Origin of the sequence: Flectobacillus longus (assembly GCF_030056705.1) — a bacterium.
Lineage (GTDB): Bacteria > Bacteroidota > Bacteroidia > Cytophagales > Spirosomataceae > Flectobacillus > Flectobacillus longus.
In genome coordinates, this window is record NZ_JASHIC010000016.1 from 1 (window position 1) to 12,694 (window position 12,694).

The following is a 12,694-nucleotide window of genomic DNA, read 5'->3' on the forward strand; positions in this document are numbered from 1 at the left end:
CAATAACTTGTAATTTAAAAGCCATACTGTAATCTCGTTGACTACGCTTCTGTTTCGCTTTTGAACTTGTTTCCATTTAATAAGTCGGTTGGATGACAACCTATTTCAGGACTAGACAAAGTAAACAAATAAAGCCCACAACTTAGCAGTTATGGGCTTTAGATATGTTTTTAGCAAATTTCCTAGCGTTTTGAAGCTGTAATAACGTCTTCAACACCCGCCAAGATACGACCGCAGTGCTCACATACGATAATACGTTTGTGGTCTTTGATGTCTGCCTGACGTTGTGGAGGAACTACGTTGAAGCAACCGCCACAGGCACCACGCTTAACCAATACTACAGCAAGGCCGTTTGCATAGTTAATTCTCAACTTGTCGTAAGGGCGTAACAAACGTTCTTCAACGAACTTCACTGCTTTGTCACGATCTTTCAACAAACGTTGCTCATCGTCTTCGCTTTCTGAAATCAAAACGTCCAATTCTTTACGTTTTGCATCAAGGTCTTTTTGACGGTGGAAAAGACGAGTTTCAGTTTCAGAAACATCATCGCGCTTGTTTAAGATTTTGAATTCGAATTCACGCATACGTTTGTCTGCTAATTCGATTTCCAATTGTTGTAATTCGATTTCCTTCGAGATGGCGTCGTATTCACGGTTGTTACGAACGTTCATCTGTTGGTCTTTGTATTTGTTTACAAGCTTTTCTGATTCTTTTTTCGTATTTCTATTCTTCGAAATTTCATCTTCTAATGAAGCAATCTCACGATTGAATTTTCCGATACGTGTCTCGATACCAGCAATCTCATCCTCCAAATCACGAACCTCTTCTGGCAAGTCGCCACGCATTTTTTTGATACTATCTAAAGATGAATCTATGGTCTGAAGTTTCAGAAGTGCTTCTAGTTTCTGAGCAATGGTTGTTTCGTTAGCTACTACTGCCATTTTCGTTATACGTTATTCGTTATGCGTTAAACGTTATTTGTTAAGTTCTATGTTGTAATGATTACCCTCTACTCCTAACGCCTGTTCAAAAATACTGTACAGGATTCGTATTTACCTGACTTTTGAGAATCGCAAAATTACTAAATTTTTCAGATAAATAACTAATTATTAATTCCTTTGTGTAAACTTCTGACTCATAATGTCCAATGTCGCAAATGATAATCTTGTTTTCTGCATCAAAAAACTCATGATATTTATAATCAGCCGTCACAAACACATCGGCACCTTGTCTTATTGCATCGTTGAGTAAAAAGCCTCCTGCGCCTCCGCATACGGCTACTTTCTGGATTTTTTTCCCTAAAAGTGGCGTATGCCGAATGTTAGACAAATTCATTACATTTTTGAGGTATTGTAAAAACGTTGTTTCCTCCACAGTATCGTCCAAATCACCAATTGCTCCTGCTCCTATTTGAGCCAAATCATTCTCTAAGTTAGACAAATAATAAGCAACCTCTTCATAAGGATGCGCTTTTTTTAAGGCGCTCAAAATTGCATGCTCTTGATGAGCTTGTAAAATCACCTCAATACGAAATTCATTTACCTCTTCATCTTTGCCTAATGCCCCAATAAAAGGGTTAGCATCGCCAGTCGGACGAAAAGTTCCAGTGCCTTCTACCCTAAAACTACAGTTTTTGTAATCGCCGATTTGTCCTGCTCCTACTTCGTACAAAGCATCCAATATCTTTTGGCCGTATTCTACTGGTACAAAGGTTACAAGCTTTTTGAGGAGATTTTTTTTCGGTTGTAAAATTTTTACGTTTTGTAAACGCAATTTTTCTGCAATTTTAAAATTCACACCTCCTACTACATGATCTAAGTTGGTATGGGAAGCATAAATAGCAATATCATTTTTAATAGCTTTGATAACGACTCTTTCAACGTAATTTTTGCCATTCAATTTTTTTAATCCTTTAAAAACGATAGGATGATGCGCTATAATCAGATTACATCCTGATTGTATAGCCTCCTCTACAACGGCTTCTGTACAATCGAGGGTGCATAAAACCCCTTTTACTTCTTCGCTAGGATTGCCCACAATTAGACCTGCATTGTCATAGCTTTCTTGTAAAGACAACGGAGCCAGACGCTCCATATAACTAGTAATATCTTTGATGAGAGTCATATTTACTTTATTGGTTGCTAAGTAAAATAGACTATTAGAGAAATCCTTTGAAAACTTATAGTCAAACAGTTAATGCCTGTAAGATTCATTTTACTATTAAGTATTGTAAGAAAAATTGAGGAGATGACATCTCTAATACACTATTAACTAAAAAACAATTTGTAATAGTACAAAACTACAGAATGTTCTTTTAGTTCGATATAAATAATTTTGTATTATTTATATCTTAATCTAATAGATTACTTTGAGTGGTTGATCATTGAAGATATACGTCTTGATGATTTTTTAAAAGTGATATTTAACAAAAAACCCAAGATATACTCAAATTTTGAGCATATCTTGGGAAATGTATAATTTTAAAATGTAAGAATTGAGTATTATTGAACTTAGACGAATATTGTATTAATGATAATATTAAAGTCGAGTACTTAAACGGATTGTAAAATATTTATAAACTACTTAAGCTATTTCTTTATCACATCGTTCTTGAGTTTTTCAAGACTTGATGCAAGTCCTTAGGCGGTCAGATATTTAAGAGTATTCAGTAAGGATGTAATTGCATTACAAAACTACAATTTAATATTGATGTTGAATATTGTCCTCAACTGATAGCTCACCAACTCACAAATTATCCCATGAATTGATGAACTAATGTATCAATTGAAGCCTTATTATTTATGAATTGAATGAATATCACACAAACGTGCAGTATTTTAATTTATAGATGGTAATTTCACACCAATAAATCATATAAAATATGAACAAGTTTTTTTTACAAATAGGAGCTGTATTGGCAGCATTATCTGTTGCACTTGGAGCATTTGGCGCACATGCTTTTAAAGCTAGTTTGGAGGCTATGGGTAGGACAGAAACATTCGAAACAGCTGCTCGTTACCAAATGTATGGAGCTCTAGGACTGTTGGCAATTGGCATACTGTCAGCAACATTCAAACATGCTTTTGTAAGATATGCAGGCAACGCCTTGTTGGTTGGTACTATTATCTTTGCTGGGGCACTATATATGATTTGTGCTACTGGAGTTACTATGTGGGGAGCAGTGGCACCGATTGGTGGTACTTGCCTAATGGTAGGCTGGGTATTGTTGGCTTTAGGAATTACTAAAAGTAAGTAAGCATATTCCTAATTTAGTGAATTGAGATTGAGTGAATGAGTGATTATTTTTAATTTGATTTTTTCTTGTAGAGGCGCAATGTATTGCGTCTAAAGAGGTATCATTTTAAAATAAAGTCATGAGTCATCCCAAATCTTAGAATTAGGTATATTCTCCAACTTTTTATCAAAAAAAGCGGTCGAAAATTGTTTTTAGACTCAAAGTATTGCGTCTCTACTGCTAGGATAAGATTTTAAAATAATCACTCATTCACTCAATTTCAACTCACTAAATTAGGTTTTACCTATTAATGAATCAAGACTTGCTCTAAACTTGCCCATACGATTTCGCCCATCGTTTTACATTTAAGAAATCTATCTGATTGATACCATCGAGCTAATTCTTTTTTCAGTGATTCGGTGTTATCTACAGAAGCTATTTCGTCTCTTGCCATCACTGACATTAGTTCATACATTCGCTGCTGCTCTACTTTTAGCCTTCCTGCAATTAGTGACCTTTCTTCAATCTGATACTGCTGCACCGATTCAGAAGTCATATATTTCATCCCAATTTCGACTAGAGGATAGTTTTGTTTAAAATACTGAGGCATATACACCGACCGTTTGCCTTCGTAGCTTTGCTGATCAAAATCGATAGCTCGAATACGATAAAATACTTCTTCAAAGTCTGGTGTAATATCGATAATAAAATTTGATGAGTGCATATCTCCCAGTAGTCTCACAAAGCATCTTTCATTAAACTTTACAAATTCTTTGGCTAATCTACGATAATTAACTTCTTCGTAGCTTGGCAACTGTTTAAAAAACAAATCTCCTGGAATACCAATAATATGTTCCTCTACAACTGTATCTTCAAATGTCAAATAACTCATTCTATTGGGCGAAAGAAGGTGTTCTAGTTCCATGCCATATACCCGTGAGGAGTCGGCACGTTTGACATAGAAATAGTCAAAGTTATCATTCATTTTATTGATAATTCTAATACGAAATGGCTGGGTGTTGCCATAAGTACATAAATCAATCCTATCTACATTGAGGTGTTTGATAACTTTTTCGTCACCATCGGTACGTAAATCTGCATAGATTTTTTTTAAGCCTTCGTACACAAATTCAATGTCATTATGTGGATAGAACACTGTTTGCCAAAGTGTATCATTACCAAATTTGTCATAAAGATTAATTGAACTCTCAAACCTCAGCAAATCAGCATACTGTAAAGGCATGACAATCTCACGTCCATATTTTATTAAATATTTCCTGAGCTGAAGATTGATTTTGAATGGAAGTTTCTTTTTTGAAATAAGTGCCATATTGCAAGATTTAGGCTGTAAACATCATCTTTTTCAAGACTAAAATCAAGTCTTTTATTGGTAAAAGGTATAGATATTGATTCCTTGAATTATTTAGTAATAAAACCTCCATGAATAGATTTTATCCTCTTTTGCTCAAGTCTCAATGAAAAATTGAGAGTGATGAATTGTGAATTTAACAGACTATTTACTGGCATTAAATAATGCTAGAATTATATTGTTACCCTTTGTAAGATTGGCTTCAGAAAAACTTCTTAGTAAGCTACAATCGTAGTTTAGTATAATTAATAAAGTTTATTTTGCTGATAATTAAAACTCACAATTCACTCACTCATAATTCGACATTGACACCTAGTCTATAAAATCTAAATCCTTATCAAATGTCTCTTCTGACATATAGGATGCCCATAGAGCTGCAAAATTGCAAATACAACCTACAATCAAGGCGGCATAGATTAATCCCACATGTCCCATCAAAAACTTAAAGCCTAATGTAATAAGAATCAATGCCCCACGAACGAAGTTTGGAACTGTCGTAGTTACTGTAGCCCGAATATTAGTGCCAAACTGCTCAGATGCCATGGTGATAAATACCGCCCAATATCCTCCTGAAAAGCCCAAGGCAAAACATAGGAAATAAAAAATCGTAGTACTGAGTCCATGGACTAATAAATAAATACCCATTAAGCCAATACTAGAACCTACAAACCAATAAATAGTCTTTTTACGGCTTTGTAAAAATTGACTTACGAGTCCGCTCAAAAAATCACCAGATGAAAGTCCTGCATAACACAAAATCACAACGGTACCTGCCTTAATTTCACCTTGAATGCCAATCGCCTTACTGAGTTCGGGTGCTACCAGTACAAGAATACCCACTGTGTACCAAACAGGAAGTCCTATCAAAATACAATAGATATATCTTTTGAGTTTATTTGAATCGGTGAATAGACTAAGAAAATTACCTTTAGGAGCACTTTTTTCAATGTTTTGAAACAATGACGATTCCATTGTACCAATACGCAATAGCAATAATGCTAAACCCATAGCACCCCCTATATAATAGGTCATACGCCACCATTCTGGGTCGGTACTCAAGCTTGCTATATAGGCAGCGGTTACGGCACCCAATGCTCCTGTGCCTGCAATGAATAAGGCACCATACCCACGTTTTTCTTTTGGTAACGATTCGTTTACTAATGTTACTCCGGCTCCTAATTCTCCTGCAAGACCGATTCCTGCCAAAAACCTTAGGATAGCATATACAGTCAAATCTTGTACCATTCCATTAAAAGCATTGGCTAAGGAATACAACAAAATAGAGCCAAATAAGACAGACTTACGTCCACGTTTGTCACCCAAAATCCCCCAGATAAGTCCCCCCAAAAGCATACCAGCCATCTGTATATTAAGTAGGCGAAGACCTTCTGACAGTTGCCCGTCTTTATCAAGTCCGAGACTTGCCAAGCTAGCATTACGGATTACTCCAAACAGAATGAGGTCATATACATCCACAAAATAGCCCAAAGAGGCTACAAGGATTAATAGTTTGGCATTTTTAGAAATAGTAGTTTCCTGCATAGAGATAGGTTTTATGTAAAGGAAAGATTCATTCCGAAAATAAGAATTTTAAAAGTCTATAACAAAAAAACTACCGATTATCTAGATAATCGGTAGTTTTTGTATGAAGTGCTATTTTACCATCTTGAAAGCATCTGCGAACGATGGGCATCTAATTTTAGAAAAATAAATAGTAAAATAGAAAACGACCAAAGTGAAGAGCCCCCATAACTAAAAAATGGAAGTGGAATCCCAATTACAGGCATCAAACCGATAGTCATACCGATGTTGACGAGAAAGTGGAAAAATATGATGGAAACGACCCCATAGCCGTAGACTCGCGCAAATCGGGATTTCTGTCGGTCTGCGAGATAAATAAGCCGTAGCATCAAGCCAATAAATAAACCGACCACAGTTAAGCTCCCTACAAAACCGAATTCTTCGCCGACAGTACAGAAAATGAAGTCGGTACTTTGTTCGGGCACAAAGTCAAATTTGGTTTGCGTTCCCTGCAAATATCCTTTGCCAAGCAACCCACCCGAGCCAATCGCAATTTTGGCCTGACGAACGTTATAACCTGTCTTTTTGCGGTCAAAATCAGGGTCGACTAATACTCGAATACGATTGCGCTGGTGTTCTTTTAGTACATTATTAATCGCCCAATCTACTCCTGTAACAAACAAACCCATACAGAAAGCAACGCCTAAAATGGCTAAAATATTTTTGGTTTTGCGTTCATAACGAGGCATTGCCCAAACGACCAAAGCAGATACTACAGCCAAGCCGATATAAATCTGCCATTCTTCAAAAATAAGAGATAAAATAAATAAGGTTACTACCGCTAAGAAAATAGCAGGATACATCCCTGGAAGTCCTTCACGATACAATAGAATCAAGAATGAAGCAAAAACCAAGGCTACCCCAGTTTCGTTTGAGGCCAAAATCAAGATTGGAGGAATCGCAATGATGATTGCTACATTGAGCTGGTCTTTGAATCTGGATAGATTGGTTAGTGGCGTACTCAAATATTTTGCCAGTGCTAGACAGGTAGCCATCTTAGAGAACTCGGCGGGCTGTAACTGAAAAGAGCCAATCCTAAACCAAGAGTGCGAGCCTTTTACTTCTGTTCCTACAACAAGCACTGCTAGCAACATAAATAGGAAAAAGCCATAAATAGGGAACGCAAAAGTATCGTAAAAACGATGGTCGATTACTAAAATTGCAATAATGAGCAAAACGGTTGTTCCTATCCAAATGAGCTGTTTTCCTGAGTTGGTATCGAAAAAGCCATCATCAAAAATCCAAATTGGGTGCTCAGGATTGTAAATCGCAGCATAAATATTGAGCCAACCAGCTACAACACAAAGTATATATATTAACACGGTCACCCAGTCGAGGTTTCGCGATATTTGTTCTTCTCTTTTCAAGGTCTTATTCTTAGGAAATGCTAAATCTATTTATTTGGGACATTCGAGTATAGTGCTAAGCAAGAGTTTGGGGTCATCAAACTGAGTACTTATATCATCACTCACTCTTAATGTATTTTTTTCGATGTTATTTTCTGATTTTTAGGTAAAACCGCCTCTGGCTGCATCGGAATTTTGAATGCAGGAGCTTTTGGTTTATTTACCTGATCTAGTTTAAATAGCTCTTCTTTAAGGTTGCGCAATTGATAGTCTTCGATAGTTGAATCTTTTTCAGCAGTAGCTTTTACCTCTTTATTTGGTTTGGCTGAAGCACTTTTTGCGCTCAACACATTGGCCAAATAGCTCTTATTCATCCATCGAGTTTCCATGGCTTTGCGTTCTACTTTACCCTTCAAGTATTTTTCGATACAAAGCGACGCAATCGGAGCGGAGTGCGTTCCTCCAAAACCAGCATTTTCGATAAATACCGCAATGGCAATTTTAGGGTTTTCTCTTGGGGCAAAAGCAATAAAGATGGCATGGTCTTGTCCATGTTTATTTTGAGATGTACCTGTTTTACCACAAATCTGAATATCACTCAAGCGTGCTTCAGCAGCTACAGTTCCTGCATTTACAGCACCAACCATTCCTTCGATAACGGGTTCGAAATGGCGACGGTCAATACCCGCAGAAATATGCTCTTTATATTTGTTGTCTATGTTTCCGATTTCGTTAATACCTTTTACTAAGTGCGGACGAACATACCAACCTCTGTTGGCAATGATAGCAGCAACATTCGCCATTTTAAGTGGGTTAATAACAATTTCCCCTTCTCCAATACCTACAGAGTAGATATTAGAAAATTTCCAACGAAGAGGACCTTTATACACTTTGTCGTAATATTCGACGCTCGGAAGTTTTCCTTTTGTTTCGTTTGGTAAATCAATGCCTAATTCTTGCCCAATACCAAACTTGCTAGCCATATCATTCCAGCGTTGAAGACCAACAGCCGATTTTTTGAAAAGATTTTGTTCCTTGTTATTATAAATAATTCTTTTGAAAACATTATAAAAATAAGGGTTACAAGAGTTTTTGATACCTAACTGAATCGATGAAGATGTACCTCCACAGTGACACTTCATAGGTACACCCGCATGACCAAATCCTGTACTTGGACTAATTACTCCTAATTGCAAACCAATCAAAGCCTGAATCAACTTGAAAGTCGAGCCAGGACGATAATAAGCACTTGGTGGGCGGTTGATGAGTGGGTGTAATGGGTCTAGATTGAGCGTTTGGAAATACTTTGAGAAAGTTCTACCCGATAGTTTACTTGGATCATAAGTAGGAGCTGACACCATCGCTAAGATTTCGCCTGAAGACGGCTCAATTGCCACCACACTTCCTACTTTGTGTTGCATCAAACTATCAGCATAATCTTGTAAGGCAATATCTACCGACGAAATTAAATTTTTGCCAGCTACGGGTTCTCTATCAAACTCACCATTTTTGAATGCTCCTTTTTCTACGCCGCGACTATTGACCATTACGTATTTTTCGCCACGTTGCCCACGCAGTTCGTCTTCGTAAAATCTTTCAAGTCCAGTAACCCCCACATAATCTCCTTGTCGGTAGTATTCGTTACCTTTTTCTTGTTCTTTCAAAAGACGTTCTGGACTAATTTCGCCAACATACCCTAAGGCATTTGCCATACCTTTTGATTGATAAGTACGCAAAGAACTAATCTGGAAAGAAAATCCAGGGTAGTCTACCATAGCATCTTGCACGCGAGCATATTCTTCTTTTGAAAGCTGACGTAAAAATAAAGAAGGGCGTACAGGTGAGTAAATTCTTGCCAAATGAGTTAAGCTATCAAACTCACTGCGGGTAATATCAAAAAGTCTACAGAATTTTAAAGTATCCTGAACATGTGCTTTTTTGGGCGTAATGTACAAATCATACACAGGAGTATTATAGACAATCAACTTTTTGTTGCGGTCATAAATCAACCCTCTAAACGGAACTTGTACAATTTTACGAATAGCATTGTTTTGAGCATCTAGTTTATAGGTCTCATCAATAACTTGTAAATAAAATAGCCTTCCAATGTAAAGTATGGCAATAAGGATAATGAATCCTTGAATAAATCTCTTTCTAATCTCGTCCACTGGCTTTAATATGATTTTAGGGATATATAGAAAATGTTTTCTACTTTCAGGCAAATTTGACGGGTCATAAACAATTTTATTACCAGCCTATCTGTAAATAACCAACCAACTTTTACTGTTTTTGTATTTTGAGTAAAAGCTTGTTTTATAGTTTAAACGAAAAAAACTATCTGAAGGAACATAATCAAAATACAAAATTTGCTGTTTTTCAATAATTTGTCAACAAACTCATTGAGAATCAAAACATAATTTTGCAGTATGATATTATTCTTTGGGGAGGCTACGAATCAATAAATAAATCGCAGCAAAAATGAATAGCAATGAACAGCCAATAGAATACCAAGGAGTGGTGGTATGAAAGGTCTTATCAAGCCAGTTACCCAACAGTACGCCACTTGCAATGGTTATAAGCATTTGACTTCCTGCTCCCATATAGCGCATATACTTGTTGGAATTTGGCGAATCGTTTGACATGAAAATAAAGAAAAAAGGTTGTTCAACGTCGAAAATAATATGGTATTTTTTCGTAGAATTATAATAAAAAAATCCTAAAACGAATGTTTGATATACCTGTAACAAAAATACTTAATTGGCACGGAATCTGATAATAAAATCTCGTTATTTTGCGTTAAAATCCTTGTTATTCAAAACAGAACTGAGTTCTTGACTCGTGGTCTTGTTTTGAGTACCCTGAATCTTATCTTAAGAACCATCAAATTGACCTATATTTGTATTTTGGATGGTAAATCAATCAAATCATTGTAGTTTTTCTGCATAGCTACTTCACATGAATAAAATACTGTTACTTTTAGTACTTGCCATATTTTTGTGCATAGGAGGATGCTCCCAGTATAGCTCTTCGCCTATCAGCGTGGGATTCCATAATCTTAATGCCAAATACAATGCGCTTTTTCAGGCTAATCAAAAATTATTTGAGGCCGAAAAAAAGCTCTTTGAAGACCGTCACGACAATTATTCTCAAATACTACCTGTACTATTACCTCTCGACTCGGCAGTAGCCAGTACGGTTTCGACCGAGCTTGCAGCAGTTATCAAAAAGGCTTCGATGGTTGCCGAGCGCCATCAAAACTCGCGTTGGCTCGACGACGCCTATGTGCTTATTGGGCAAGCTCGTTTGATACAAGAAGACTATAAAAATGCCATTGAGACCTTTAAATACGTCAACACCACTGCCGAAGATGATAACGCTCGTCATGCAGCGCTCATTGGCTTGATGCGAGCTTATATAGAACAAGAGGAGTTTACAACGGCTTTGAGAGTAGCCGAATTGTTGCGTGAAGAAGATTTGAATAAAAATAATACTACTAATTTTTATTTAACAAAAGCGTATTTACATCAACTCAAAAAAGAATATGCTACTTCTGTAGCAATTTTGGAGGAAACATTTCCCCTACTTCCCAAAAATGAGCAAAAAGCCAGATTGTACTATGTAGCAGGACAGATGTATGAGATATTGGAAAAATTTCCCAAATCAAGTGAATGTTTTACAAAGGTTGCTAAAAACAGACCTTCGTACGATTTAAGATTCTATGCCTCATTGAATAGTGCTTTGGTCATGAATCAAAAAGGTAATTTTGATAAATTATTAAAAGATAGCAAGAACAAAGATTTATCCGATAAAATTTATGAAGCTATGGCCTCGGCAGAAATGCGCCAAGGAAATACCGCCAAAGGAATTGCATTATTGAAAAAATCTGCCAGTATCAGCAAGGATACTAAACAGTTGCCTTATACTTATTTGACATTGGCAGATTTGTACTATAATAAGTATGCTGAGTATGAAACTGCTTTTGCGTATTATGATAGTTGCTTGTCTTTATTACCTAATACTGATGCTGCCTTTGCCAAAGTAAAACAAAAACAACAAGTACTTGGAGATTTTGTGAAGCAAATGAACATTGTCAAAACAGAGGATTCTTTACAAAAACTTTCTAAGCTTACTCCATCAGAATTGGATAAAGTTTTAGAAAAAGCTATTCGATTGAAGAAAACTCAAGAATTGGCAAATTTGGCAAAAGCAAAAGAAATAATCGCTAATTCCACTAATGTGACTAAAGATCCATTTGCCACTTCGGGCAAAACAGATTGGTATTTTTCTAATGCTATGTTGGTAAGTCAAGGTCGTACTAGTTTTATTAATCGTTGGGGAAACCGCCCTTTGGAAGACAATTGGCGTAGAAGTAGCCGCGACGATGCCGCATCTTTTGGTAGCTTTAATACAGCAAGCACCGAAAATACCTCTACTTCAAAAAATACAATTGAAGGTATAAGTGATAAAGAGCTAGCGACAGAAAAAGCACTCCTGAAAACCAAAATTCCATTTAGTGCAAAGGCACTTGAAACTTCACAAATCAAACGACAAGATGCAATGTTTGAAGTCGGGAAAATCTTTAAGTTGAGTTTAAATGAGCCTAAGAAATCCATTTCGACATTCAAACAATTACTTTCGGAATACCCAAATTCAATTCATGAACCAGAGGCTCTGTACTTTTTGTATTTATTACACGAAAATAATCCAACCGAAAAAGCAGGCTACAGAAAATCACTCTTTGATAAATTTGGAGACTCGTATTTTGCAAGAATGTTAAGTCGTGAAAATATTGTAGAGTTGAGTTCTGACAAAGAAACAGAAGCTCAAAAACTTTACACTGAAGCATATCAATACTACCAACAAGGTAATTATGCAGATGCTTTATCATTTGTGGATACAGCCTTGAAAGAGTATCCCAATAGCCATACAGAAGATAAGTTAGCCTTTTTGAAAGCGTTGTTATTAGCTAAAACTCAAAATTTTGATGGATATGTCAAAGCTTTAAATGACTTTGTTAAAGACTATCCCAAAAGTCAATTATTAGGCTTAGTAAAAGAAAATCTAGCAGCAGCAGCCAAGAATGCCAAACCATAGTTTTGTCATTCTTGAGAAAGAGGATTATTCATCTATCGATTTTAGAAAGTATAGACGAAACAATTATTT

The 12,694-nt window shown here is 36.3% G+C and carries 9 protein-coding genes; 2 read left to right on the top strand and 7 right to left on the bottom strand.

The window, feature by feature from the left end:
- Nucleotides 1–182 precede the first annotated feature (182 nt).
- Both QM491_RS12945 and QM491_RS12950 read right to left on the bottom strand, forming a co-directional pair.
- Entirely contained in the window at nt 183–941 is a 759-nt protein-coding gene (locus QM491_RS12945; RefSeq protein ID WP_283327914.1) for a zinc ribbon domain-containing protein, read from the bottom strand.
- Between the two features lie 85 nt (nt 942–1,026).
- Nucleotides 1,027–2,124, bottom strand: a complete 1,098-nt coding sequence (locus QM491_RS12950) for a Nif3-like dinuclear metal center hexameric protein (RefSeq protein ID WP_283327915.1) — start codon at nt 2,122–2,124, stop codon at nt 1,027–1,029.
- Nucleotides 2,125–2,881: 757 nt separating this feature from the next.
- Here QM491_RS12950 and QM491_RS12955 point away from each other — a divergent pair.
- Nucleotides 2,882–3,256 carry a DUF423 domain-containing protein gene (locus QM491_RS12955; protein WP_283327916.1) on the top strand — a complete coding sequence of 125 codons (375 nt, stop codon included), beginning with the start codon at nt 2,882–2,884 and terminating at the stop codon, nt 3,254–3,256.
- Nucleotides 3,257–3,542: 286 nt separating this feature from the next.
- Here the strand turns inward: QM491_RS12955 and QM491_RS12960 are convergent, their stop codons facing one another.
- The 5 genes from QM491_RS12960 to QM491_RS12980 form a co-directional block, all read right to left on the bottom strand.
- Nucleotides 3,543–4,565, bottom strand: a complete 1,023-nt coding sequence (locus tag QM491_RS12960; RefSeq protein WP_283327917.1) for a hypothetical protein — start codon at nt 4,563–4,565, stop codon at nt 3,543–3,545.
- 351 nt (nt 4,566–4,916) lie between these two features.
- Nucleotides 4,917–6,146: an MFS transporter gene (locus tag QM491_RS12965; protein ID WP_283327918.1), complete on the bottom strand. Its 1,230-nt coding sequence runs from the start codon at nt 6,144–6,146 to the stop codon at nt 4,917–4,919.
- A 116-nt stretch (nt 6,147–6,262) separates the two neighbouring features.
- The gene (rodA, locus tag QM491_RS12970; protein ID WP_283327919.1) at nt 6,263–7,552 is read right to left on the bottom strand and encodes a rod shape-determining protein RodA; all 1,290 of its coding nucleotides are present in this window, start codon (nt 7,550–7,552) and stop codon (nt 6,263–6,265) included.
- A gap of 107 nt (nt 7,553–7,659) precedes the next feature.
- Entirely contained in the window at nt 7,660–9,699 is a 2,040-nt protein-coding gene (gene mrdA / locus QM491_RS12975; protein WP_283327920.1) for a penicillin-binding protein 2, read from the bottom strand.
- A 264-nt stretch (nt 9,700–9,963) separates the two neighbouring features.
- On the bottom strand, nt 9,964–10,173 hold the full coding sequence (locus QM491_RS12980) for an AtpZ/AtpI family protein (RefSeq protein ID WP_095161649.1): 210 nt from the start codon (nt 10,171–10,173) through the stop codon (nt 9,964–9,966).
- A gap of 313 nt (nt 10,174–10,486) precedes the next feature.
- On the opposite strand from QM491_RS12980, the gene porW reads away from it, so the two are divergent.
- Nucleotides 10,487–12,625, top strand: a complete 2,139-nt coding sequence (gene porW, locus QM491_RS12985) for a type IX secretion system periplasmic lipoprotein PorW/SprE (protein WP_283327921.1) — start codon at nt 10,487–10,489, stop codon at nt 12,623–12,625.
- Nucleotides 12,626–12,694 lie beyond the last annotated feature (69 nt).

Bases quoted from the DNA above. Each gene is read 5' to 3' on its own strand.
- QM491_RS12945 (WP_283327914.1), bottom strand. From the start codon at position 941: ATGGCAGTAGTAGCTAACGAAACAACCATTGCTCAGAAACTAGAAGCA.
- QM491_RS12950 (WP_283327915.1), bottom strand. From the start codon at position 2,124: ATGACTCTCATCAAAGATATTACTAGTTATATGGAGCGTCTGGCTCCG.
- QM491_RS12955 (WP_283327916.1), top strand. From the start codon at position 2,882: ATGAACAAGTTTTTTTTACAAATAGGAGCTGTATTGGCAGCATTATCT.
- QM491_RS12960 (WP_283327917.1), bottom strand. From the start codon at position 4,565: ATGGCACTTATTTCAAAAAAGAAACTTCCATTCAAAATCAATCTTCAG.
- QM491_RS12965 (WP_283327918.1), bottom strand. From the start codon at position 6,146: ATGCAGGAAACTACTATTTCTAAAAATGCCAAACTATTAATCCTTGTA.
- QM491_RS12980 (WP_095161649.1), bottom strand. From the start codon at position 10,173: ATGTCAAACGATTCGCCAAATTCCAACAAGTATATGCGCTATATGGGA.
- porW (WP_283327921.1), top strand. From the start codon at position 10,487: ATGAATAAAATACTGTTACTTTTAGTACTTGCCATATTTTTGTGCATA.